Raw genomic sequence first — 24,764 nt, forward strand, 5'->3', positions numbered from 1 at the left:
TCCACTCCTCTCCTCCTTTGGTGTGGATTGCAGCCCGGGCCCCTCCAGAGCCTGGGCTCTTTTTTTCCTGGTCAGGCCGCGGTCGGCAGCTTCGCTTCCGCATCGCCAAGCGCCTGCCGGCTCCGTACCTCGGGGTAGTAGCACATGTAGCCGCCTGCGCAGTGGCTCGGTGCGTCGCGCAGGCCGACGGCGAACTCGCGTACCGCGTGTTCCGGCTCGCCGGCCGCGATCCGCTCCAGCACGCGGGCGACGAGTTCGACGCTCTTGATCTTGCGCTCGCTCGCGCCCTCGCGGCCGGCGATCTTGACCGAATGCACACCGGCCGCATGCATCGCCGGCATCGCGCAGATGCCGCACGGCCCCCACGGGTAGCCGTTCGGCGCGACCGAGAAGCCGTTGCCGAAGCGGTACCACAGCCAGCGCTTGTAATCGAGATCGTTCTGTTCGAGCCGGCGCAGCGCACGTTCGTGCGGCTTGCCGCCGCCGGTCGCCCGCTCAGTTGCGCGGTATTCGAACTGGTAGTTGTCGATGCAGATCGGGCCGCCCTTGTTCATCGGCAGATGCACGGTGTGGCAGGTGCCTTCCTCGAACACGCAGCCGTCGTTGAGGACAAAGGCTTCGATGTCGAGGTCGGGCAGCGCTTGCGTGATCGCGCCGATCTCGGCGACGGTGACGTCGCGCGGCAGGATGATGCGGTTGGCACCGAGCGCGGCGAAGAAGCGCGCGGACTCGACGTTGCGGCAGGTGGCGACGGAGCTGACGTGGATGTCGAGGTCCGGCACGTTGGCGGCGAGGGAGGCGATCAGCGAGATGTCGGCGACGATCGCGGCCTTGCCGCCGATGCTGCGGAAGCGCGCGCCGATCTCGGTGAGCGCGTCGAGGTGCTGCTCGCCGTATTGCTGCGCGTTGAGGACGAGGAAGACGTCGGCGTCGAGGGCGGTCGCCTTGTCGACGACGCGTTCGAGATCCGCGTAGCCGTTGAGGTTGCCGAACACGCGACGATTCACGCCGGAGGTGTTGAAGCGCTGGATCCAGTCGGGCGGGACGACGCCGCAGTAGAGCTCGCGGGCACCCGCGCGCACGAGCGGTTCGACTTCGGCCGGGGTGCTGATGGGGGCGGTTATTTTCATAGGACTCCCGTAGGGCCGCCCCAAGGGAGGCCTCGGCCCCCCAGGGGGGCAGCGAACAAAGTGAGCGTGGGGGCTGTCACCGCTAGGCTCCCGAGAGGACGATGCGGCTGACCCAGCCGTTCTTCACCGCTTCGGCGACCGCCGCGGCCATACCCTTGGCGTGGCGGTAGTACATCGTGTTGCCGCGCTGCGAGGTGGGGAGTTCGTGCGTGCCGGGGCGCGCGCCGATTTCGTTGAAGCCGAGGCACTCGCGGCGGCACTTGTGGCCGGGCGAGAATTTTTCCGGGGTGTCGAGCGACAGCGAGCCCATTTTGCAGATGCGCCCCTTGGCGATGTAGCCGTAGGGGGCGCGCACGCCGACGGGAAAGTCGATGCCGGCGTACATGTCGGCCGCGCCGAAGGGCGGGAAGTCGAGTTCCAGGCGGCCGATGCCGAGCCCGTCGAGGATGTCGCGGAAGGGGCCGGCGCGCAGGCCGTTGGGGTACATGCGCGCCCAGGTCGCGGACGGCAGGCGCGGGTCCTTGAGCATCTTGCCGAGGAGCCGCCCGGCGACCGGCCGCAGGTCGGGGAATTCGCGCTGCACGAAGCGGGCGACGCCCCAGTCGTTGACGGTGACTTCGGCGCCCGCCGGCAGGCGTGCGAGCGCCGCGCGCAGCGGGTCGAACAGGCCGTCGCAGGCGATCGGCGTGACGAGGCCGAAGGTGAGGTCCCAGCGTTCGCACAGCGCGACGGCGCGGTCGATGGCTTCGACGCTCGGCAACAGGTGTTCGCAGAACTCGCTGCCGAGGAAGAAATGCGTCGGCTCGGCGTCGTCGGGGAGCGCGACGTAGTCGCGGGCTTCGCCGAGCTGGTCGAGGTAGTCGTCGCGCGTGAGGCGTTCGTGGCGGGCAAAGGCCGCGAGTTCGCGTTCGTCGACGAGGGCGAAGCCGAGTTCGATCGGTCGGGTGCCGCTGTCGGGGGTGGGGGCGTGTTGTGTGCTTGTCATGAATCGATCTCCGCGATTCTCTTGTGTTCCCGCCCATGCCAGCTGGCGCGGGCGGCGAGGTGTTCCACGAGCCCGTCGGGGCGCGCGGAGGGAAAGTCGGCGAGGATGCGTGCGACGATGCCGGCGAAGCGCGCCGTTGCCATGCTGGCGCCCCCGGTCGCCTTGGCCGGCCCGGCGGGAGAGCAGCCCCAGCCGGCGCCGCCGGACGTCTCGCCCTGCAGCAGCGACCACTGCCCGGGAGCGCAACGCGCGTCGCCGCTGACGGCGAGCACACCGGCATAGGTTGCGGGGAAGACCGGGGTGCCGCGTGCCGGCGCTGCGGCGACGAGCACGACGCCTTGTGCGAGCACACGGGCGCAGGCGTCGCGCAGGACCGTGCGATCTTCGAGCAGGCCGAGGCTCAGATTGACGACGCGCGCGCCCTCGCCGGCACACCATTCGATCGCCGCGGCGACCATCGCGGGCGTGGGCGCGTGCTTGTGCGAGGCGATGCGGGCGTCGATGAGGCGAGCCGCCGGTGCGGCCTCCAGCACGAGCGCCGCCACCGCGTCGCCATGCGGCAGCGGGCGGCCGACCGCGGGTGCACGACGCACGTTTCCATCGGGAACAGGCGCGAAGCTCGCCGCCCGATGCAGCGCGCGCGCAGGCACGCCCGTGAAGCCGCCGTCCACGATGCCGACCATGACGCTCATACGATCCTCAGCAACGGTGCGGCGGACCGGGTCGGCACGTGCTCGACGAGACGGCCGTCGCGCAGTTCGACGATTCGGTCGACGGCGCCCACGGACGCGAGGTTGTGCGTGATGACGATGCGGGTGCGACCGGCGAACACGTGGTCGACGGCCCCGATGATCGCCTGTGCGACGGGGAGGTCCAGCCCGGACGTCGTCTCGTCGAGGATCAGCACCGCCGGGTCCTGCAGGATCGCGCGGGCGAGCGCGATGCGCAGGCGTTCGCCGCGCGACAGGGCCGCCGCGGAGGCGCCGACGGGCCGGTCGAGTCCGCCGGCGTGGGCGAGCTTCGCCAAGCCCGCGAGATCGAGCGCGCGCAGCAGCATCGGCTCGTCGGCGTCGGGGGCGACGAAGCGCAGGTTGTCGCGCACGCTGCCGGGTGTCAGCACCGGCTCCTGATCGACGACGACGACCTGCCGACGCAGTTCGGCGAGGTCGAGCAGATCGAGACGCACGCCGTCGAGCAGCAGGCGCCCGGCCTGCGGGTCGTAGTGGCGCTGCAGCAGGTCGATCAGCGTCGATTTGCCGGCGCCGGATGCGCCGACGAGGGCGAGCTTGGTGCCGGCCGGCACATCGAGCGTCGCGCCGTCGAGCACCGCCTCGGCGCCATAGCCGAAACGCACGGCGTCGAGCCGCAGTTCGCCGCGCACCGGCTGCGCGAGCGGGACGGGGTGCGTCGGAGACTGCACGGTCGGTTGCTCGGCCGCGAGTTCGCGGATGCGCTGCAGGCTGACCTTGGCGCGCTGCCAGCCCATGAACACGCCGGCGAGCGTCTGCAGCGGCCCGGCAGCGCGCGTCGTGTAGGCGATGAAGGCGACGACGACGCCGACCGACAGTTCCCCCGCCGCCGCCATCGAGCCGCCGACCGCGAACACCAGCAGCACGCCGAGGCCCGAAAGCAGACGCTGCAGGCCGCCTGCGCCGAGAGACGCGAGTTGCGAGCGGCGCAGTGCGGCGAAGTAGTCGCCGTGGTGCGCGCGCAGGCCCGCCTCCTGCCGCCGCGCGGCGTTGGACGCCTGGATGAACTTCATCGCGCGCAGCGATTCGACGAAGAAGCTCGACATCGCGGCGCTTTCCTTGCGCATCGCCTGCGCGCTTTTTTCGAGCCACGGGCGCGTGAACATCAGCGCCGCGACCTGCAGCGGGACGAGCGCGAAGACGAGCGCCGTGAGCAGCGGGCTCAAGGACAGCATCAGCACCAGTGCGACCGTGAGCGAGAACGCGCCATTGAGCAGCGCCATCGGTGCGTCGAGGGCGAAGCGCTGCACTTCGGCGACGTCACCGTCGAGACGCGACAGGATCTCGCCGCCACGCGTGCGGGCGTAATAAGTGGGCGCGAGCGTCTGCAGGTGCCGCCAGACCTGCTCGCGCAGGCCGAACAGGACGTGGGCGGAGAGTTTCAGATAGGTGAGCCGGGACAGCGTTTCGACGAGCACGCCGCCGACCATCAGGACGAGGAAGGCCGCGCAGAGCCACAGCACCAGACCGACCTTGCCGCCGACGATGCCTTCGTCGACGAGACGCTGCGTGAGGTAAGGCGGCAGCAGCGCCGCGGCCGAGCCGATGCAGGACAGGACGACGACGCCCGCGACCGTGCGCGCACGGTCGCGCACCAAGGGGAACGCCCAGGCGAGGGCCTGGCGGGGCAAGGAGCGGTTGCCGTTCAGTGGGATCATGATGAGCGCTTCCAAATCTGCAGGGCGGATGAGCCGAAGGCCGCGGCTGACAGATGAGCTCGCGAACCGGCGGCCGACATTCGGCGGAAGGCGCTCCGCTTTTCCGCCCTACGTCCGCCGTCGGCACGGCGCAGCCCCCGACGGGAGGCACTTCGTGCCGAGGCGTCCGCCACGCGTCCAACGAGGCGCGGAGTGCCGCCCGTCGGGGGCGGGTTCAAGCCACGCGCATGAATCGGCATCCCGATCACCGCTCAGCGCTTCACCACCCGCATCCAGCCGATCGACTGGTCCGCTCCGCCGGGCATCGTGATCTCGCCCTTCTTCTCCAGCGTCTCCGCGTCGTGGATGGACACCTTGTCGAGTGCGCCGCCGACGTAGACCTCCTTGCCGTCGCCCGAAATGTTGATCGCGTAGAAGGTCTGCGGCAGGTCGACGCGCTTGAGCAGCTTGCCGGAGTCGGTATCGACCTTGCTCAGTTGGTTCATCACAAGGAAGGCCTCGTTGCGCCGGGCCGGGTTGATCACCGACGAGAACATCACCGTCGTCGCGTTCTCGAACTCCCTGACCTGCAGCGTTTCCGCGTCGAGGTCGAACATCGCGATGCCGGCCTTGAACGCTTCCGGCGAATCGGTCGGAACGTCGGTCTTCGCGACGAAATACGGCGTCGACAGCATCCGCGCCTGCTCGTAGGTGCCCCACATCGCGAGCACGTCCGGCTCGCCCATGCCCGGCCGCTCCCAGTGCCGGATCGGGAAAGTCTTCTCGATCTTGCCGCTCTTCGTGTTGAAGAGATACATGTCCCAGCCGAGCGCGATCACGTGGTCCGGATTGCCGGTCGGCGCGAGCAGGCTGATGCGGCGCGGCGCCGGGAAGGTGCGGCGCGGCTTCGCGTTCAGGCCGTCGGCGGTATCGAAGACGGCGATGTAGGTGTCCTCGACCTGGTACTCGGAGCGGCCGAGTTGCACCGGCGCCTGATGGGCGTAGAGCTCCTTGCCGTCCTCGCTCACGGTGACGGCGAAGAAGCCCTTCACGCGCCGCTGCGGCGTCGAGAAATCGGCGCGGAACACCGGCTTGCCGGTATCGAGATCGACACCGACGACGCTCTCCATGCGGTTGGTGAGCACGTAGGCGACCTTGCCGTCCTTCGGCACGGAGATCGCGCCGGGGATGCCGTCGCCCGGCAGCACGATCGTGCGGATCACCTCGCGTTTCTCGGGATCGACGACGTGCAGGTTGTTCGGGCGCGTGACGGTCAGGAGGTATTCCTTGGCGAACGCCGGCAGCGACGCGGCCGCGCAGCACAGGACCACCAGTGCCGCTCGCGCCTTCTTGATGGGCAGCATCCTCATCGCTCAGTCTCCCGGGAAAAGCGTCTGCAGTTCGCGCCAGTCGCGCAGCGCCGAGTTCTTGCCGTCGGTCCAGTCGCGCGCGGTATTGAGGCTATCGGCGAGCTGCGCGGGCCACCAGCAGGGGTCGGTGCAGCCGTAGAGGTCGGCTTCCATCGGCTGGCACAGGCTCGCCAGGCCGCCGAAGGCATCGACTTCCCAGCCGGGGTCGAAAGTGGTCGTGCAGCCGACGACGCTGCTCATCAGTTGCACTTCCTCGCGGTGACCTTCCGTGGCCGCCTGTTCGATCAGGTGCGCCTTGTGATTCAGGGCTCGCAGTCGTTTCATTGCAGGGCACTCCTTTGTTCGAGGGCGGCGTTGAAGAACGCCGGATTGGCGAGCGCGATCTCGCCGAAGGCTTCGAGGCCGAAAGCCGTCCATTCGCGGATCTGGTCGCAGTATTCGAAGGTCGGCTGGAAGGGGTCGCCGGAGCGGGAATAGGATTCGTGGTAGCAGCCGCCGGCGCACAGGCTGCGCGCGGGGCAAACGGAGCAGGCGCTGTGCGGGGCTTGGGCGCGGGTCATGAATTGCGAGAGCGACTCGCGCGCGATGCCGTTCTCGACGTCGCCGAAGGTCTCCAGTTCCGAACCGGTGAAGCGATGGCACAGCGAAATCTTGCCGCTCGTACCCACCGCCAACAGGCCGACGCCCGCACCACAGGGCAGCACCTTGCGTGTACCCATCCACAGGTCGGTCATCAGCTGCTGCATGTTGCCGAAGCCGTGGCGGCGGCCGCGCTTGGCCTCGCTGATGTACTCGCGGCCGAGCGCCTTGAAGGCTTCGAACACGATGTCGAGCTCCTCGCGGCTCAGCCCGACCGGCGAATCGGGCCCGGCCGTCGCCGGGGCGAAGCCGACTTCGAAGAAGCCCAGCTCGTCGTGCAGATGCTTGTAGATCGCAGCGACGTCGGGGTTGCCGCTGGCCAGCGTGACGCGCGCGCCGACCGGCTTCGACTTGTACTTCTCCAGCAGCCGCTTCACGCGCATCGCGACCGTCTTGTAGGTGCCACCGCCGGCGATCGTGCGGCGATGGCGGTCGTGCTGCGCCTGGTCGCCGTCGATGCTGACGGTGATGCCGAAGCGGTGCGCGTCGAGGAAGTCGATGACTTCGTCGGTGAGCAGCGTCGCATTCGTCGTGAGCGAGAACTCGACATCCTTGCCCGCGGCAGCGGCCTTCTCCTCGGCGTATTCGACGAGGTCGCGGATCACCGCGATGCGGGTCAGCGGTTCGCCGCCGAAGAAGACGATGCCGACGCGCTCGTTCTCGCTCGCCTCCTCCATCAAGAGGTCGATCGAGCGCGCGCCGGTCTGGAAGTCCATCACCGACGAGTTCTTCGGCGAGGTCAGGTCCTCGCGGTAGCAGTAGCTGCAGCCGAGGTTGCAGCCGGTTGTCAGCGTCAGCACCAGCGTCTTCAGCGGCGAGCGCTCGACGACGCGCGCCGGGATCTCGTAGTGCTTCGCCTGCGGCGCGACGATGCCGAGGTCGATGAAGTCCGACAGGCTGTCGCACAGCTCGGCCGGGGTATAGCGGCCGTCGAAGCGGCTCTGGATGTCGTCCGCGCTGACCGCCGGACTCGTCTCGAACAGCCCGAGCAGCTCGGATGCGGCCGGATCGAGCTCGAAGATCGAGGTCGTCGGCACGTGCAGCAGCACCTGCCGGTCGCCCCGGCGGATCGCGCGGTAGTTGTGGGGTTGGATCTGGAGCGTTGCCATGTTCTCTCTCCTGACTCGTCAGCGCAGCGGCGTCGGGTTCCAGCGCTGCACGGTGACCACCAGCTGGCCTTTCGCATTGAGGGCGCGATCGCCGTCCGCCACGGTCGCGATGACCGACAGGTTGCCGACGTTGTTGAGGCCGCGACGCACCGGGTTGGGGCCGGCGAAGGACGGCAGGAACTGGCCGTGCGGCTCCATGTGACCGGCGAACCGGAGGTCCTCGTCATGCTTCGCACGCTCATCGAAGGGCTCGGTGGACCACGTCGCCGGCACGCTGCCGAGGCGCACGTCGTCGTCGGTGCCGGGCTGCCCGTCGGGACCGTTGAGGAAGGCAACCGCGTTGAACTGCGCCGTCATCGGCGGATTCGTGCCGCCGCCGACGCGGGCGATGCCGAAAGCCGGCTCGACGCGCACCGAGTCGATCTGGCGATACACGGCAACGCTCTTGTCCGACTCGCGCCCGCCGACGACGACCTTGCGCAGGCCCGGTGCGGCGTCGGACGCGACCTTCACGCGCAGCTTGAGCTGCTCGGCGGACTTGCCCAGCCACTCCACGACCTCGATCCCCGGCCCGAGATCGACCTTCGCATCGAGGCCCGCACCGGCAACCGTCACGGTGGCCGTGTCGCCTGCGCGCAGCATGTGCGGCGTGACCAGGGCGAGCGCGCTCTTCGCCGTCTTGTCGGCGCGCACCGCCTCGAAGCTCGCACCGATCTCGTCGGCATGCTTCAGGAACCAGCGCCCCGAAATCCGCGAGCCGTTCTCGCTCAGCGCGAACACCGAACGCGTGTCCTCGTTGCCGAGCCGCGCCGAACCGCGCCACTCGTAACCGGTGTAGATCACGGCGTCACCGTGGCCGCGCACCTTGTTGCCAGCGCCGAAGTGCAGCTCGTAGCTGACTTCATACTTGTCATTGCCCTTGGCGACGGCGGTCATCACGCCCGTGTAGGCGCCCCAGCCGGGCCGCTCACCGGCGACCACCCAGCGCCCGTCGGCCGGGCGATGCTTCGCACGGCTCCAGTCGCGCCACGCGTCGGTGTTCTTCGGGTACAGCGCCGCCAGCCGGCCGGGCATCTTGTCGCGCGCGATCTCCCACCAGTTGCGGTCGCGCCCCAAGGCCGAGTATTCGGCGCTGGGGAACTGGCCGAGGTGGGTGTGCATGAGCTTCCTCCACTCGGCCTCGTCGCGGCGCTGCAGCGCGACACGGCCGAAGCTGTGGCAGCGCCCGCACATCTGCGCCATTTCCTCGTCGGGCGGCGTGTCCTGCATGTTGGGCCGGCGCTCGGTCAGGAAGCGGAACGGCGCCGCCTCGGACGGCGCGAGCCCCTGTCGGTCGGCGAGGTACTTCACGACCGCACGGCGCTCCTCGGCGGTCAGCTCGACCTTGTGCCAGATGCCCATGCGCGTGACCGTCATGTCCCAGCCTTCGGGCGACTTGCGGATCTCGGGGATGCGCGTGAGCTTGCCGCCCTCCAGGTGACAGCTGGCGCATTTCCTGTCGATCACCTCACGCCCGGGATCGCCGGCGGCGTTCGCGGACACGGCCCCGGTCACCCCCAGCGCCATTGCGACGGCGCCGACGATGTGCAAACGCTTGTTCTTGGTCTCAGCCTTCACTTCTGTCTCCACTCTCCGGTGAGGAAAAGCGCCGCCCGTGCTGACGGCGCACCGCACTCACAGCGCCATGATCACGGACTTGGATTCGGTGTACAGGTCGAGCACCGCCCGCCCCATCTCGCGGCCGATGCCGGACTGCTTGAAGCCGCCGAAAGGCATCGCGTTGTCGAGGATGTTGTGGCAGTTCACCCACACGGTGCCGGCCTGGATCTTCGGGATCAGGCGATGCACGCGCGACAGGTCGTTCGACCAGATGCTCGCGGCGAGCCCGTAGGGGGTGTCGTTCGCGCGCCGGGCGACCTCGTCGAGATCGTCATAGGGCATCGCGACGACGACCGGCCCGAAGATCTCCTCGCGCACGACCTTCATGTCGTCGGTCGTATCGACGAGCACCGTGGGCTTCACGAAGTAGCCTGCGCCCTCGCCTGCGGCGCCGCCGGTCGCGGCCCGCGCGCCTTCGGCAAAGCCGCTCTCGATGTAGCCCAGCACGCGCTTTTGCTGCGTCGCGGATACCAGCGGGCCGATCTGCGTCGTCGGGTCGATGCCGGCGCCCAGCTTCATCCCGGCGGCGATGCCCGAAAGCCCCTCGACGACCTCGTCGAAGCGGCTCTTATGCACGAAGAGGCGCGAGCCGGCCGTGCACACCTGGCCCTGGTTGAAGAAGATCGCCTGCGCGGCACCGGCCGCGGCTGTGCTTATGTCCGCGTCGTCGAGCACGATCACCGGGCTCTTGCCGCCCAGTTCCAGCGACACGCGCGTCATGTTGTCGAGCGCCGCCTTGCCGACGAGCTTGCCGATCTCGGTCGAGCCGGTGAAGGCGACCTTCTCGACGCCCTTGTGCGACGCGAGCGCCGCGCCCGCGGTGTGGCCCAGGCCAGTGACGACGTTCAGCACGCCCTCCGGATAGCCCGCCTCCAGCGCCAGCTCCGCGAAGCGCAGCGCCGACAGCGGCGTCTCCTCGGCCGGCTTCAGCACCATCGTGCAGCCGGTTGCGAGCGCCGGCGCGACCTTCCACGCGGCCATCAGCAGCGGAAAATTCCACGGGATGATCGCGCCGACGACGCCCACCGGTTGGCGCCGCGTGAAGCCGAAGAACTCGCGGTCGCGGATGATGGGCACCGACACGTCCATCGTCGAGCCCTCGATCTTGGTCGCCCAGCCCGCCATGTAGCGCAGGAAATCCACCACAAGCGCCACGTCGACATGGCGCGCCATCATCACCGGCTTGCCGTTGTCGAGCGACTCGATCTCGGCCAGCTCCTGCGCGTTCGCCTCGACGAGGTCGGCGAACTTCAGCAGCAGGCGCTCGCGGTCGACCGGGCGCATCTTCGGCCAGTCGCCGCTCTCGAAAGCGCGGCGCGCCGCCGCGACGGCGCGATCGATGTCTGCCGCCCCGCCTGCCGGCACGCCGGCGAATTTCTCGCCGCTGGCCGGATCGACCACCGCCAGCGTCTCGCCGCTCGCCGCCTCCACCCATTCGGCGCCGATCAGCATGCGCTGCGGGCGCGCCAGAAAGCGCCGCGTGCCTTCGCTCAGCAGTTGTCCGTGGTAACGCTCCATGTATGTGTCTCCTCTGTCTTGTCTCTTGTTGTCATTCATAGGGCGGAGTTGAGTCCCGCCACTGCCGACTGAGCCGCGTGCGGTTCAGGCGTCCGGCCCGTCGTCGATCAGCCCGGCACGCGCCACGGCCGTCGCCCGCGCCGCATCGACAGCCTCTGGCTCGAGGTCGAGCTGCTGCGCGAGCCGCGCCACCAGCCGGTCTTCGAGTCGCGCGAGGTCACCGTCCGCGTAGGCGACTTCCCACAGCATCGTCAGCACCTCGCGCCGCTCGGCGGCGTTGAAACCGGCCCGCACCGCCTCGGCAAACTCCCAGTCGTCGAGCGCCTCGGCATAGCGCTCGTCGGCAACCCGGACGAGCTCGCGCGCGGCCTCGTCGGGCAGGGAAAAGTGCTCGCGCAACAGGCGCGCGATCGCCGCCTGTTCGTGTTCGCTCGCGCGGTGGTCGATGTACATCGCTTCCAGCAACAGCACCGCGACCGCGATGTGCCGGCGCTCGAAGGGGCCCGTTTCGAGTCCTTCGGCCCGGAGCTCGCCCGACAGCAGCGCCATCAGTTTGTTGAGCATGCGTACGCCTCCCTGTGCTTGTTATTTGCCGGGCACGAGCCGCTCGACACCGAGCTGGCCGGCGACGACGACGGCTCCCGTCGGCGCCGCGACGACGGCGGCGAGGTTCTGCCGGTCCGGGCGGACCTCCAGCTGGAAGGGCGTCGTCCCGCTGCCGCGCAGCACGACTCCACCCGCGCCGACGACGATCAGGCCGCCGTTCGCGAGCGCGATGCCCGAGGTCAGCGACTGCTCGGTCCCCGTCTCGCGCACCTGCCAGGTGGTGCCGCCGTCGCGGCTTGCGATCACGCGTCCGCTCATGCCCAGCAGCACGACTTCACCATCCGCCCGCTCGAGTCCGCTCCACAGCGAACCCGAAACGCCGGTCGCGAGCTTGGTCCAGCTCGCGCCGCGATCGGTCGAGCGGAACGCGACGCCCGTTTCGGCCGCGATGAAGAGCTTCCCGTCGCGGGTGCCGAAGATGTGGTTCAGATGCAGGTCCCCGTCGTGGCCGCTGCCCACCGCCAGGCGCGCCCATTTGTGCCCGCCATCCAGCGTCACGAATGCCGTGCCGTACGCACCGACCGCATAGCCGCGCTGGGGATCGGCGAAATACACCGACAGCAGCACCGGCTTGTCGTCCAGCGTCGCCTGCACCTGCCAGTTCGCACCGCCGTCCGCCGTCGCGAGGATCACGCCGCCGTGGCCCACGGCCCAGCCGCGCGTCTCATCGACGAAATGCACCGCCGTCAGCAGCGCGCTCACCGGCACCTCGGCCTGCTGCCAGGTCCTGCCCTCGTCGGTCGAGCGCACGATCGTGCCGTAGTCGCCGACCGCGACCAGCGCATTGCCCGCGCGCACCAGTCCCGTCACCGGCACTTTGGCCGCCAGCCGCGCCTTCATCGCCGGCGCCGGCACCTTCGCCGCATCGGCCGGCGCCGCCGCAAACACCGTGGCGCTCGCCGCCAGGCACAGGCCGAGCAGGGTCCGCCCGATTTGCATGGATTTCATGTCGGGCACCCCTCAGTGAGCCATCAGCGGCGCGCGCACCGGGCCGCGGCGCGGGATCAGCACGTCGATCGTCACTGCCAGCGCCGGCAGCAGCGTGATCGCCATGATCATGTTCATCATGAACATGAAGGTCAGCAGCATCCCCATGTCGGCCTGGAACTTCAGCGCCGAGAACGACCAGGTCGCCACGCCGATCGACAGCGTCACCGCGGTGAATACGGTCGCCACGCCGATCTCGCGCAGGGCCTGCTTGAACGCCGTGACGATGTCCTCGCCGTGCGCCAGATGCATCTGCAGCCGGTTGTAGATGTAGAACGCGTAATCGACGCCGATTCCCACCGCCAGCACCATCACCGGCAGCGTCGCGACCGTCAGGCCGATGTCGAGCGCCTTCATGAACCAGTAGCCGAGGAAAGTCGCCAGCGTCAGCGGCAGGCAGCACGCGACCATCGCGCGCCAGTCGCGATACACCGCGAACACCAGCACGAGGATCGTGGCATAGACGTAGAGCATCATCGGCAGCTCGGAATGCTCGACCACCTCGTTGGTCGCCGCCTGCACGCCCGCGTTGCCGCTCGCGAGCCGCACCGTCACGCCGGGGAAGGGCTGGGTGTCGCGGAAGTGCTTCACCGCCGCGACCACTTCCTTGATCGTCGACGCCTTGTGGTCCGCGAGATACAGGTTCACCGGCAGCAGCGTGCAGTCCGGGTTGAAGAGGCGCATGCCTTCCGGCACCTGGCGCACCGCCTCGCCCAGCGTCAGCTCCTCCTGCGGCAGCGCGGCCCATTTCGGATTGCCTTCATTGACGCCCGAGGCCGCGAGCTTCGTCATCGCCGGCAGCGACTGCGCCGAGAGCACGCCCGGCACGTTCGCGAGATACCAGGTCAGGCGGTCGACATGGCTCATGACGTCGTGGCGATAGCAGCCGTCGGCCGGCGTCTCGACGACCACCGTCAGCAGGTCCAGCCCCAGCGCGTAGCGCGCGACCACTGCCTCGACGTCGCGGTTGTAGCGCGAGTCGTCATGCAGCTCCGGCGCGCCCGGCAGCACGTGGCCGACGTGCCGCCCCTGGCTCTGCCACACCGCCACCGCCAGCAGCGCGAGGCACACCAAGGTGCCGATCGCGGCGTTGCGCGGATTGGCGATATGCACGCCGAGCGAGGCCATCATGCGGTTGCGCAGCGCCTCCATCTTGGTCGCCCGCAGCACGAAGCGCTCGTCGAAGCGGAAGTAGCTCGCGACCACCGGCAGCATGATCAGGTTCGTCACGATCTTGTACGCGACGCCCACCGACGCCGTGATCGCGAGCTCGCGGATCATCGGAATCGGCACCAGCACCAGCGTCGCGAAGCCGACGAAGGCCGTGATCAGCGCCAGCGTGCCCGGCACCAGCAGGCCCGTGAAGCTGCGGCTCGCCGCCGTGTAGCCGTCCGCGCCGTTGATGACCTCCTTGGCGATGTAGTTCACCTGCTGGATGCCGTGCGACACGCCGATCGCGAACACCAGGAAGGGCACCAGGATCGCCAGCGGATCGAGGCCGAAGCCGAGCAGCGTGATCGTGCCGAACTGCCACACCACCGACACTAGCGAGCACGACAGCGGCAGGAAGGTCAGCAGCCACGAGCGCGTATACCAATAGACGGCCGCGGCGGTGAGCAGGAAGGCCAGCGCGAAGAACTCGATCACGCTCGTCGCCCCTTCCGAGATGTCGCCCATCTGCTTGGCGAAGCCGATGATGCGGATCCTCACGTCGCCGTCGCTGAAGGCGTCGCGCACCTCGCGCTCCAGCCGCTGGCTGAACTCCGCGTAGTCGAGCCGCTCGCCGGTCTGCGGATCGGGGTCGGCGAGTTCCGCGACCACCATTGCCGACGACGAGTCGTTCGCGACCAGCGAGCCGATGAAGCCGCCGACGATCGTGCGCTCGCGGATCGCCGCGATGTTGCCGGGCGTGAGCGCCTTCACGGTCACATCGCCGCCGATCACGTCCTCCGCCTTCATGCCTTCTTCGGTGATCTGCACCGCCCGCGTGTTGGGCGTCCACAAGGACGTCACCGTGCGCCGGTCGACGCCCTTCATGAAGAACAGCGCCTGCGTCACGTCATACAGCTTGGTCAGTGCCTTCTCGTTCCAGATGTCGCCCTGCTTCGCCTCGACGGTCACGATGATGCGGTTCGCGCCGAACAGCACGTCGCGGTACTGGTTGAAGGTCTGGATGTATTCGTGGTTCTGCGGCAGCTGCTTGTCGAAGCCGGCGCTCATGTGCAGGCGCGACGCGAACAGCGCCATCACCACCGTAAAGCCGAGCAAGGCAAGCAGGATCGGCATGCGGTGCCTGAAGCACACGCGCTGCATCGCCAGCACGAGTCTCTCTATCATTTTGGGGTATCCGTTGGGCCGGCACTGCGGAAGTCGCGCTCCCGCAGTGTCGGCAGCTACATCAGAACGAGTACGAAATGCTCGCCGCGAGGAAGTCCCGGTCGCGCATCAGGTTGTTGGCCCCACCGCCGGAGAAGGTCACCCACTGGATCGCCCCCTTCCACGCATCGCGGTAGTTCGCGAACAGCGACAACGTCAGCGCCTTGCGCCCCTCGACGAAGGGCAGCCCGTTGGGCGTCGTGCCGTGTACATCGTGGTACCAGTCGATCTGCGGCGTGAGCGTGACGCCGGTGCCCCACACGTTCGGGTAGTTCAGCGCGGCCTCGACGACGTAGCCCCACGAAGTCTTGTTCGGCAGCGAGTAGTCCGGCAGGAACAGCGGCGTCACGCCGCTCGTGTCGAGCCCCGGGTAGTGCGCGACCGCGGCCTCGGCGAGGATGAAGCCGTCGGTCGCCCCCAGCGCCTTCGCGACGCCGCCGAGCGGATCGTTGTGCGAGAAGGTGTAGAAGCCGGTGAGATGGAACTGGTACTTCTCCTCCTCGATGAAGCCCGGGTTGCTGCCGTTCTCGTAGATGCTGAACTTGCTCGACGGCCCGCCGAAGATGTTGCCGAAAGGCACCGTCGGGTCGATGCCGACGCTGTCCTTCGGCCGGTACGACAGCTCCGCCCCGACCGCGATGTTCGCGAGCTTGGTGTTGGCCGAAATCGCGTACAGGTCTTTGTCCTCGCCGTAGGCGACGAAGAACCCGGTGACTGCGCCGGCGGTGTTGCCGGTGAAGCCCAGGAAGGGCAGCTTGTCGTGGTAGCGCTGGTACGTGAAGGCGAACTCGGTGTCGATCTCCTCGGCGTTGTAGCGGAAGTTCACGCCGTACTGGCCAGTCTTCTTCGGCTTCTTCGTGCCGAGGAAGGGCACCGCGATGCCGGCCGCGACCGCATCCGCGTCCGGGATGCCCGGATCGTCGCCACAATGCCCGTTCGGCAGCCCCGCGCAGGCGCCCGGACCGGCAAAGTCCTCGATGATGCTGGTCGGCACGTACGCAATCCGCCGCCCCTTGCCCAGCACGTCCGCGGTCGAGAAGAAGGAACCCACCGGATCGAACTTGAAGCCGTTCCAGCGGAACTGGTAGTACGCCTCCGCGCCCAGCCTCTCCGTCAGCGCGAGCGAGGCCGACAGCATCGGCGCCGGGATGAAGATCTCCTTCAGCTGCGTGCCCGGCACATGAAACTTCTGCAGGTCGATCGCGTTGATCTGGTTCACGCCGCCGACGATGAAGATGTCCTCGCCCCAGGAGATCACCTGGTTGCCGAGCTTCACCTTGCCGCGCCGGTCGCCGAGGGTGAATTCCTTGGCCACCCACAGGTCCAGCAGCGTCGCGTTCCCCGTCGCCTCGTTCGCGGCATCCGTGCGGCGCGTGTCGTCCGACTTCGTGTCCACGAACCAGTTGACGCGCGCCAGCGCGCTCCAGCCGTCCCCGTACTTCAGCGACAGGTCGTGCGTGCCCTTCAGCACCGCCGAGACGATGTCGTTCTTCTTGTAGTTGAGGTTGCCGTCGTCGAAGTTCGTGAAGTTGAAGTCGGCGTTCGCGTAACCCAGGCCGTTGCCCAGGTTGTACACCTTCGACAGATCGTTGTTGGTGCCGTTGTTGCAGCCGCCGCTGTCGTTGCTGACGGTCTTGCAGCTCGCCGACTGCAGCCGGCTGATCACGCCGTACGAGATCGTGCTGTCCAGGCTGCCCGAGATCCCGTCCTCGGACCCGAAGCGAAACGCATGACTCGCCGGCGACCAGCACGCCGCCGCAACCGCCACAGCCAGGATCGAAGGCGCGAGCGGGCCCCGACGATCCGAAATCGTCCTCTTCTTCATGGAGATTCTCCCTTGGTGGAGTCGGGGTCAGCGCTCGCCGCGGCGGCGCATTTCGTCCTGCGTGAAGTTGCCCGCCGTGATGCGGCCATCCTTGGCCGCGGTCAGGTCCAGCACCTCGCCCTCGGCAGTCCAGTTGTCGACCACGTAGCGGCGCGCGATGAGGTCATACATCTGCGTCTCGTACGCCATGCACGCCCCCACGTCCGGCGCCGCCCACAGGCTGCCCTCCTGCACGCGCCACAGGTTGCCCTTGGCGTCGTACATATCGACCTGCAGCAGCGCCCACGAATCCTCGTCGAAGTGGAACACCCGCTTCGCGAAGGAATGGCGCTTGTCGGCCTTCACCGTCGCCTCCACGACCCACACGCGGTGCGGCTCGTAGCGCATCAGCTCGCGCTTCACGTACTCGGGCCCGAGCATGTCCTTGAACTTCTGCTTCTTGTCGATCAGCCGGTAGGAGTTGTACGACACGTACATCTCCTTCTTGCCCACCAGCTTGTAGTCGTAGCGGTCCAGCGCGCCCGTGAACATGTTGATCTGGTCGACGAAGTACAGGTTGTCGAAACCGGCGATCGGGTTGTCGTAGGCGAAGGTCGGCGACCGGCGCACGCGGCGCTGGCCCGGGAAGTAGATCCACGCGTCCTGCGGCTTGTCGATGTAGGCGTGGATCAGGTAGCCCTCACCCGCGCGCGACGGCGGCGTCAGCACGTCGTACAGCAGCTTCGACTCCACCCCGCCCACGTCCGCCGGCCCGGTCACCTTCGGGTCGTTGAACGGGTACATCTCGTACGCCCACTGCTTGTTCTCGACGTAGCTGCCGTCCTTCTCCGGCATCAGCGCCGAGATCTGCGCCCGCCGGCCGAGCCCGGTGTAGCGCAGCTTGTAGTTCCACATCACCTCGGCACCCGACTTCGGCACCGGGAACGGCACGCCCGCGCCGAACACCTGCTCGAGCTGCCAGCCATCCGCCCCCAGCTTCGCCGCCGTGGCGTTCTTCTTCGTCTGCGTGGCAACGAAATCCGGCACCGGACAGCTGCGCCGGCTCGGATACACGTCCATGCGATAGCCCTTGTAGGCCTTGATCAGCGCGATCTGGCCGGCCGAGAGCTTGTCCGCGTACTTGTCGACGTTGCCCGCGTCGATCGAGAACTGCGGCTTGTCGTCCTTGAACGGATCCAGATGCCCCGGCTTCCACCCCGCCGGCACCTGCGTCATCCCGCCGGTCCACGCCGGAATCGCGCCGTCCTTGCTCGCCGCCTGCTCCGCACCCACCGGCGTCAGGCTCTTGCCCAGCGTCGCCGCCTCCGCCTCGGTCGCCGCCGCCCGCGCAGCACCGTTGCCCAGCACGGCTGCAACGGTCATGCAAACGAGCGCGAGGCCAGGCGACCTCCTGGTCCTTGTGGTCATGTTGTCGTCTCCTCACTTGATGTGATGTGCCGTTTGGCCGGCTTCTTGTCCGGTCGTCACGGCCGGCGCACGCGCCGACCTGCAACCGATGGCGTCGATTGTAGGAAGCGCCTTTCGCAGACCGTTATCCGAAATCGGCAATCCGCACCCGTGAGGCCCGGGAGTTCGTCCCGAACGACAACGCTCGCAGATCATTAGAAAAATTTCATTGTCCCGTGTGTCACTTTTGTATTAGTGTCTTTCAAACAATAACAATGCTCATAACTACAATTAATCGCACTTTCCGGTGAGGAGACAATCGGAAAATGGATGCCCACATCCTCGCCGGGCGCGACCGGAGCACGCGCACCGCGGGCGACGACGCGTATTCCGTCGTGCACCTCGACACACGCGACGCAGACGACCACGCAGCCTGCCTGCAACACTGGAATCAGCGCTACGACCAGCTTTCGGCCGGTTCCTTCACGGGGCGCTTCGACGAATTCTGGTTCGACAACGTGCAGGTCTTCCGTGAACGGACCAACCAGGTCGTGCACGAAGTCGGCAGCTCGTGGGAAGGCTCGCGCACGATCGGCGTACCCGTGGAAATCGACGGCGCCGGCTGGTACTGCGGCGAACCGTGTGAACTCGACTCCATCGTCACGCTCAAGGGGGGAGAAGACCTCGACTACCGCACCCCCCGCCTGCACGACATCGTCGCCGTGACGACCGACGTCGCGGCCTTCACCGACTACGCCCTGCGCGTCGAACATCGCGACATCGAAGCCGAAATCGGCAAGCGCCGCGTCATCCCGGCGACCGCCGACCAGGCCGGAGCATTGCGCGGCTTCCTCCTCACGGTGCTCGCCAGCCTCGAAGCCACCCCGGACCTGCTGCGCCATCCGCAGATGCGCAAGGGCCTCGAACAGGCGATCTACGGCAGCATCGTCGCCGCGATCACGCCGCGCGAGGACACTCCGCGCCCGGCGACACCGTGCCGCGCCCGCCAGCTGATCGTCGATCGCGCGCGCGAATACATGCGCAGCCACATCGACGAACCCATCACCGTCGCCGACCTGTGCACCGAGTTGCGCGTATCGCGCCGCACGCTGCAGTACAGCTTCCAGGACATCCTCAACCTCAACCCCGTCAGCTTCCTGCGGGCGCTGCGCCTGAACGGCGTGCGCCGCGAACTCAAGAACGCCGACCCCGCCAGCCACCAGATCGCCGACATCGCCGCGCGCTGGGGCTTCTGGCACCTCTCGCACTTCGCGTCGGACTACCGTTCGATGTTCGGCGAACTGCCTTCGGAGACGCTACGCCAGCCGGCGCCCGCCCCTCACGCATAGGCGGAAGCGGCGCGCTCAGGCCACCTTGAAGCGGCCCACGTCCGCAAGCAACTGCGCCGCGAGGCTCTCGAGCCGATCCGCCGTCTGGTGGCTCTCGACGGCAATCGCACTGTTCTCCTCGGCCATGCGCGCGATCGTTTCGACGTTGCGTGCAATCTCCGTCGACGCCACGCTCTGCTCGCGCAGCGCATCGGAGATCTCGGACACGGTCTCCACGACCCGGCCGGCTTCGTCGCGGATGCTCGCCATCGCAGCCCCCGCCTCCTGCGCGCGCGCAACGCCGCTGTTCACCTGTGTCACGCCGCCCTGCATGCTGTCCACGGCACCGCGCGCATCGCGCTGAATCGCCCCGACCATCTGCGCGATCTCCTGCGTCGACTGCGTCGTGCGTTCGGCGAGCTTGCGCACCTCGTCCGCCACCACCGCAAAGCCGCGCCCCTGCTCGCCCGCACGGGCGGCCTCGATCGCCGCGTTCAGCGCCAGCAGATTGGTCTGGTCGGCGATCTCCTTGATCACATTCACGATTGCCGAAATCCGTTCCGAACTCCGGTCCAGCTCGGCAATGGTATCGGCCGAGCCGGACACCGCGCGCGCGATCTCCCCGATATCGGCGACCACCGACTCGACGATCTCGCCCCCTTCGCCCGACAGCCTGCCCGAGCGCCGCGCCAGCTCGTTGGCGCTGCTCGCGTTGCCGGCGATGTGGTCGATGCCCACCGTCATCTCCTCTACCGCCGCCGCCATGCTCGACGCCGCCTCGCTCTGCCGCTGCGAAGCCGCGTCGATCTGGCGTGCCGACTCCACCATGCCGCGCGCCGTCTCCGCGACCTGCCCGGAATTGCTCTGGATGCTCGTGATCAGGCGGCACATCGTCGCGGCCATGTCGTTGAAGCCGTCGGCAATCATGTGCAGTTCGTCGCGCGCCTGCAGCCGGATCGCGGTCGTCAGATCGCCCGCCGCCAGCCGGTGGCTGCCGTCGGCAAGCCGCTTCACGCTGCCCATGATCGACAGATACACCCCGATCGCCAGGTAGGCGATCGCGACCGCGACGACCACCAGCACGGCGATGTTGAAGTACAGCACGCGCCGGGCCTCGGCAATGCGGTGCCGCAGCAGCTCGTCGAGCGTCGGCAGCAGGATCTCGTTCATCTGCCTGTAGCCCACGGTGATCGCCTCGGTGGCCATCCCGAAGTATGCCGACGCCGCAGTGCTCTGCAGATCGCCCGCCTGGATCTGGCGCACCACGCCGTTCACGGTCGCGAGCTTGCCGGTCATTTCCGCGAACGACGACTCCAGCCGCTGTGCGAGATCGGGCCGCTGCGCGACGATCTTGCGGATGTTGGACTCGAGATCGCCCACCGCCTCGCTCACGTCGCCCGCGAGCACGCTCACGTCGAGCTTGCCCGCCTCGTCGATCGTGCCGCGCGCGAGCGCTCCCGCCCCCTTGGCGCGCAGCCGGCCGATGCGCTCGAGCAGGTAGGGCGTGCGGATCACCGCCGTCGACATCAGGTAGTAACTGTCCTGCTGCGGATCGAAGGTCAGGCCGTACTCGTCCGCGACCGCAATCTGGAAATCCAGCAGATTCTGGATCAGCCGCGTATGCGTCCGGATGTTCTCGGCCGGATCCAGCTTCAGCCCGTCCCGCGCCAATCCGTTCCAGCGCGAACGGATGTCGCTCCAGTCACTCTTGCGCAACGCCTGCGGCAGCGCCGCCTCCAGCGTCTCGAAGGCATGATCGACCTCGACCGCCTTGTCCGCACGCGTCGCCTTCGCACTCTCCAGCCCGCCGAGCACCGCCGAGGACAGGCCGCGATGCTGCTGGACCAGTTCGACCGCCTTCGATATCGGCCGCACGAGACCGGAAGCGACCAGCTCGCGCTCCGTCCGCTCGATCGTCGCATTCAACTGGCGTGCGAGCGTCAGCATCAGGCTGGCAAATGCCACCGCGATGATCAGCCCGAGCAGGCCGAATTTCACCGGGTAGCTGCAGCGGTTCATCAGCCCCACGGCCGGCGCAAAAACCACTTTCACGATCTTCTCCACGGACATTCCCGCACGCCGCCGGAGCGCCACCGGGCATCCGTCGTGCCCCATCGGCACTGGAGCGGGCATTTTCCCGCCAGCGTATCGGGATAGACCGTCCGAGTACGTGATCTGCATCAAGATTGCGCCGACAGGGCATGCCGTCGTGACGCGTCCGGCCTTCGCCGGCGCCCCGCTTCCGGCGCGGGCTTTTCCAAAACCTTCGCCCGCGGCAAAATTGCGCCCTTTTTGCTCAACGGAGACACCCAAGATGAAGACCCGCCAGGTCCTGACCCTCGACGATGCGCGCAAGATCGCCGCGGCAGCGGAAACCGAAGCCCTGCGCAACGGCTGGGCGGTCACGATCGCGATCTGCGACGAAGGGGGCCACCTGCTGTGGCTGCAGCGCCTCGACAATGCGCCGCCGTCGAGCGCCTATGTCGCGCCCGAAAAGGCCCGCACCTGCGTCATGATGCGCAAGCCCAGCAAGGCCATCGAGGACATGGTGAACAACGGCCGCTTCGCCGGCCTCGGGCTGCCCGTCACGCCGCTCGAAGGCGGCGAGATGATCGTTGCGGGCGGCGAAGTGATCGGCGCCGTGGGCGTTTCGGGGGTGAAGTCCTCCGACGACGCGCAGATCGCGCGTGCCGGCGTCACGGCAATCGGCGCCTCCTGCAGCCTCTGACGAAAGGGGGCGGGGTCCGGACCGGAGCGCGCCCCGCCCCGCCCTCGATCCTTCGCAGCGACCGCCCGGCCGGCGCGAAGGCACGGTAAACTTGTATGATCAATGTTTATCGGGAATCGCCATGAAGGACTTCGACGCTCAGGCACGCGCCTTCGGCGACCGGATCGAAGCCGAGATCGCCGACGGGCGTCTCAGCTTTCCCACCGCCATGGACGTTTCGCTGCGCATCAAGCGGCTCGCCGACAGCCCGGCCTCCTCGCTCGAGGAGATCGCCGCGGTCGCAAAGACCGAGCCGGTGCTCGGCGCCAAGACCGTGCGCATGGCAAACGCCGTCGCGCTCAACCCCTACGCCAGCCAGATCACCAACGTCGCCGATGCCGTCCGCCGCATCGGCCTTGCCTCGCTGCGCTGCCTCGCCTTCGCGGTGGCCGCCGAGCAGCTCGCCCAGGACCACCGCTCGCAGAAGATGCGCACCATCGCCTCCGGGCTGTGGATGCATTCGGTCGACGTCGCCGCCTGGTCCCACGCCCTCGCCCGCGAACTGCGCGCGGTCAATCCCGACACCGCGATGTTCGCCGGCATGATGGCCGACATCGGCCAGTTCCTGCTGCTCGCCCGTGCCGCCGACTACCCCGCGCTCGAAGACAACCTGCCCCGTTTCGCCGAGTTCGTGACCACCTGGAGCGCCCCCGTCGGCAAGGCCGTGCTCGAAGTGTTCGAGCTTCCCGAAACCATCCTCGACGCCTTCGACTGCAGCAACCCCTACGGCGGCTCCTGGCCCCCCGCAAACGTCGCGGACGTCCTTTTCGTTGCGAGCCTTGCGGTGGAAACGCCCAATCCCTTCGACAAGCTCCTCGGGCTGGATCACCGCGCCGGCCTCCGCGACGCGGCCCTGCACGGCATCGACCGGCAAAAGCTCGACCAGCTCCTCGACTCCGCCCGGGACGCCCGCCAGCTGATCCTCGCGGCCCTCTGCAACTGACGCCCCGGCACGCGTCAGGGCCGCCCCCGGACGGCTGCGGGCGGCCGGTCGATCGACGATTCGGGGCATTGTTCAACGGTTTGCACCGGCACGCTGCACAGCAAGTTGTCATCGCGCCGCGCGGCGCATAACATTAACGATTCGACCGTCCCTCCAACGGCGTGCATACGCCCAGCTTGAGCAGGTACCCGATGACCGAAGAAGCCTTCGACCAAGTCACCAGCCTGCAGATCCGGCTCACGGAGCTCCGCAACGAGCACCGCGACCTCGACGACGCCATCTCGCGTCTGCAGGACTCCCCGCAGGAAGACGAACTGCTGCTGCGCCGCCTCAAGAAGCGCAAGCTCGCGCTCAAGGACCGCATCGCCGTCATCCAGCGCATGCTTGACCCCAACGAACTGGCCTGAGCCTCGCCCGCGCCAAGGACAGAAAGCCGCACGACAGATGACCCAACCCAGGACCTTCGGCCCCGAAACGCTCGCCCTGCACGCGGGCCAGTCACCCGACCCCGCCTTCGGCGCCCGCGCAGCCCCCATCTACTTCACGACGAGCTACGTTTTTCCGGACGCCGACCACGCCGCCGCGCTGTTCAACCTCGAACGCCCCGGCCACGTCTACACGCGCATCTCGAACCCGACCAATGCGATGCTCGAAGAACGCATCGCGGCCCTCGAAGGCGGCATCGGCGCGATCGCCGTCGCGAGCGGACAGGCCGCGCTGCATCTCGCGATCACCACCCTGATGGGCGCCGGCGGCCATATCGTCGCCTCGCACGCCCTCTACGGCGGCTCGCACAACCTGCTCGCCTACACGCTGCCGCGCTTCGGCATCACCACCACGTTCGTCGATCCGCGCAACCCCGACGCCTGGCGCGCCGCAGTGCGCCCCGAAACGCGCCTGTTCTTCGGCGAATCGCTCGGCAATCCCGGCCTCGACGTGCTCGACATTCCCGCCATCGCGGGCATCGCCCACGCCCATCGCGTCCCGCTGCTGGTCGACGCCACCCTCGTCACCCCCTGCCTGCAGCGCCCGCTCGCGCTCGGCGCCGACCTCGTGCTGCACTCCGCGACCAAGTTCCTCGGCGGCCACGGCGTCGCGGTCGGCGGCCTGCTGGTCGACGGCGGGCGCTTCGACTGGGAAGCCTCCGGCCTCTTCCCGACGCTCACCGAACCCTACGACGGCTTCCACGGCATGGATTTCGCCGAGGAATCGCCCGTCGCCGCCTTCCTGCTGCGCGCGCGGCGCGAAGGCCTGCGCGACTTCGGCGCCTGCCTGTCGCCGATGAACGCCTTCCAGATCCTGCAGGGGATGGAAACCCTGCCGCTGCGCATGCGCGCCCACGTCGCCAACGCGCGCGCGGTCGCCGAACACCTCGCAGCCCACCCGCTCGTCGCGCACGTCGCCTGGCCGGGGCTCGCCAGCCATCCGGATCACGCGCTCGCCGCCCGCCTGCTGCCCGACGGCGCCGGCTCGGTGCTGTCCTTCGAACTCCAGGGCGGCCGCGCCGCCGGTCGCGCCTTCATCGAAGGCCTGCGCGTGTTCTCGCACCTCGCCAACGTCGGCGACGCCAAGTCCCTGGTGATCCACCCCGCCAGCACCACCCACTTCCGCATGTCCGCGCAGGACCTCGCGGCCGCGGGCATCGGCGAAGGCACCGTGCGCCTGTCGGTCGGACTCGAAAGCGTCGACGACCTCATCGAGGACCTCAACCGCGGCCTGTACGCCGCCAGCCGCGTCGTGCAGGGTTAAG

Annotated in this window: 20 protein-coding genes; 5 read left to right on the plus strand and 15 right to left on the minus strand. The window is 68.2% G+C overall.

What is annotated here, in order from left to right:
* Positions 1-71: 71 nt before the first annotated feature.
* From GPA22_RS06700 to GPA22_RS06765, 14 genes are all read right to left on the minus strand, one after another.
* Positions 72-1,130 (minus strand): U32 family peptidase, encoded by a 1,059-nt coding sequence (locus GPA22_RS06700; protein ID WP_169255328.1) that lies wholly within the window; start codon positions 1,128-1,130, stop codon positions 72-74.
* 82 nt (positions 1,131-1,212) lie between these two features.
* The gene (locus tag GPA22_RS06705; RefSeq protein WP_169255329.1) at positions 1,213-2,115 is read right to left on the minus strand and encodes a hypothetical protein; all 903 of its coding nucleotides are present in this window, start codon (positions 2,113-2,115) and stop codon (positions 1,213-1,215) included.
* Complete coding sequence (qhpE, locus tag GPA22_RS06710; RefSeq protein WP_169255330.1) at positions 2,112-2,807, minus strand: subtilisin-like serine protease QhpE; 696 nt, start codon at positions 2,805-2,807, stop codon at positions 2,112-2,114. The genes GPA22_RS06705 and qhpE overlap by 4 nt, the downstream gene beginning before the upstream one ends.
* Positions 2,804-4,522, minus strand: coding sequence for an ABC transporter ATP-binding protein (locus GPA22_RS06715; RefSeq protein WP_169255331.1), 1,719 nt, complete (start codon positions 4,520-4,522; stop codon positions 2,804-2,806). Before GPA22_RS06715 ends, qhpE begins: the two co-directional genes overlap by 4 nt.
* 251 nt (positions 4,523-4,773) lie before the next feature.
* Positions 4,774-5,871 carry a quinohemoprotein amine dehydrogenase subunit beta gene (gene peaD, locus GPA22_RS06720; protein ID WP_246264130.1) on the minus strand — a complete coding sequence of 366 codons (1,098 nt, stop codon included), beginning with the start codon at positions 5,869-5,871 and terminating at the stop codon, positions 4,774-4,776.
* 3 nt (positions 5,872-5,874) lie between these two features.
* Complete coding sequence (gene qhpC, locus GPA22_RS06725; protein WP_169255332.1) at positions 5,875-6,195, minus strand: quinohemoprotein amine dehydrogenase subunit gamma; 321 nt, start codon at positions 6,193-6,195, stop codon at positions 5,875-5,877.
* Positions 6,192-7,619, minus strand: coding sequence for a quinohemoprotein amine dehydrogenase maturation protein (peaB, locus tag GPA22_RS06730; RefSeq protein ID WP_169255333.1), 1,428 nt, complete (start codon positions 7,617-7,619; stop codon positions 6,192-6,194). Before peaB ends, qhpC begins: the two co-directional genes overlap by 4 nt.
* An 18-nt stretch (positions 7,620-7,637) precedes the next feature.
* The gene (peaA, locus tag GPA22_RS06735) at positions 7,638-9,236 is read right to left on the minus strand and encodes a quinohemoprotein amine dehydrogenase subunit alpha (RefSeq protein WP_169255334.1); all 1,599 of its coding nucleotides are present in this window, start codon (positions 9,234-9,236) and stop codon (positions 7,638-7,640) included.
* A gap of 57 nt (positions 9,237-9,293) precedes the next feature.
* Complete coding sequence (locus GPA22_RS06740) at positions 9,294-10,796, minus strand: aldehyde dehydrogenase family protein (RefSeq protein WP_169255335.1); 1,503 nt, start codon at positions 10,794-10,796, stop codon at positions 9,294-9,296.
* An 84-nt stretch (positions 10,797-10,880) separates the two neighbouring features.
* Entirely contained in the window at positions 10,881-11,360 is a 480-nt protein-coding gene (locus GPA22_RS06745; protein ID WP_169255336.1) for a tellurite resistance TerB family protein, read from the minus strand.
* A 21-nt stretch (positions 11,361-11,381) separates the two neighbouring features.
* Positions 11,382-12,350 (minus strand): WD40/YVTN/BNR-like repeat-containing protein, encoded by a 969-nt coding sequence (locus GPA22_RS06750; protein WP_169255337.1) that lies wholly within the window; start codon positions 12,348-12,350, stop codon positions 11,382-11,384.
* A gap of 12 nt (positions 12,351-12,362) precedes the next feature.
* Positions 12,363-14,726 carry an efflux RND transporter permease subunit gene (locus tag GPA22_RS06755; protein WP_169255338.1) on the minus strand — a complete coding sequence of 788 codons (2,364 nt, stop codon included), beginning with the start codon at positions 14,724-14,726 and terminating at the stop codon, positions 12,363-12,365.
* Positions 14,727-14,787: 61 nt separating this feature from the next.
* Positions 14,788-16,590 (minus strand): DUF1302 domain-containing protein, encoded by a 1,803-nt coding sequence (locus GPA22_RS06760; protein ID WP_169255339.1) that lies wholly within the window; start codon positions 16,588-16,590, stop codon positions 14,788-14,790.
* 27 nt (positions 16,591-16,617) lie between these two features.
* Positions 16,618-17,997, minus strand: coding sequence for a DUF1329 domain-containing protein (locus tag GPA22_RS06765; protein WP_169255340.1), 1,380 nt, complete (start codon positions 17,995-17,997; stop codon positions 16,618-16,620).
* A gap of 305 nt (positions 17,998-18,302) precedes the next feature.
* Between GPA22_RS06765 and GPA22_RS06770 the strand changes: the two genes are divergently transcribed.
* The gene (locus GPA22_RS06770) at positions 18,303-19,325 is read left to right on the plus strand and encodes a helix-turn-helix domain-containing protein (RefSeq protein ID WP_211168979.1); all 1,023 of its coding nucleotides are present in this window, start codon (positions 18,303-18,305) and stop codon (positions 19,323-19,325) included.
* A gap of 15 nt (positions 19,326-19,340) precedes the next feature.
* Here GPA22_RS06770 and GPA22_RS06775 read toward each other — a convergent pair whose 3' ends face one another.
* Positions 19,341-21,356 carry a methyl-accepting chemotaxis protein gene (locus tag GPA22_RS06775; protein ID WP_169255341.1) on the minus strand — a complete coding sequence of 672 codons (2,016 nt, stop codon included), beginning with the start codon at positions 21,354-21,356 and terminating at the stop codon, positions 19,341-19,343.
* 262 nt (positions 21,357-21,618) lie between these two features.
* On the opposite strand from GPA22_RS06775, the gene GPA22_RS06780 reads away from it, so the two are divergent.
* The 4 genes from GPA22_RS06780 to GPA22_RS06795 all read left to right on the plus strand — a co-directional run bounded on the left by GPA22_RS06780 (position 21,619) and on the right by GPA22_RS06795 (position 24,763).
* The gene (locus GPA22_RS06780; protein WP_169255342.1) at positions 21,619-22,032 is read left to right on the plus strand and encodes a GlcG/HbpS family heme-binding protein; all 414 of its coding nucleotides are present in this window, start codon (positions 21,619-21,621) and stop codon (positions 22,030-22,032) included.
* Between the two features lie 121 nt (positions 22,033-22,153).
* Positions 22,154-23,014 (plus strand): HDOD domain-containing protein, encoded by an 861-nt coding sequence (locus GPA22_RS06785; RefSeq protein WP_169255343.1) that lies wholly within the window; start codon positions 22,154-22,156, stop codon positions 23,012-23,014.
* 191 nt (positions 23,015-23,205) lie between these two features.
* Positions 23,206-23,421: a DUF465 domain-containing protein gene (locus tag GPA22_RS06790; protein WP_169255344.1), complete on the plus strand. Its 216-nt coding sequence runs from the start codon at positions 23,206-23,208 to the stop codon at positions 23,419-23,421.
* Between the two features lie 37 nt (positions 23,422-23,458).
* The gene (locus GPA22_RS06795) at positions 23,459-24,763 is read left to right on the plus strand and encodes an O-acetylhomoserine aminocarboxypropyltransferase (protein ID WP_169255345.1); all 1,305 of its coding nucleotides are present in this window, start codon (positions 23,459-23,461) and stop codon (positions 24,761-24,763) included.
* The last annotated feature ends 1 nt before the right edge of the window (position 24,764 follow it).

The sequence above is a fragment of the Aromatoleum toluvorans genome (assembly GCF_012910905.1).
Classification (GTDB): Bacteria; Pseudomonadota; Gammaproteobacteria; order Burkholderiales; family Rhodocyclaceae; genus Aromatoleum; species Aromatoleum toluvorans.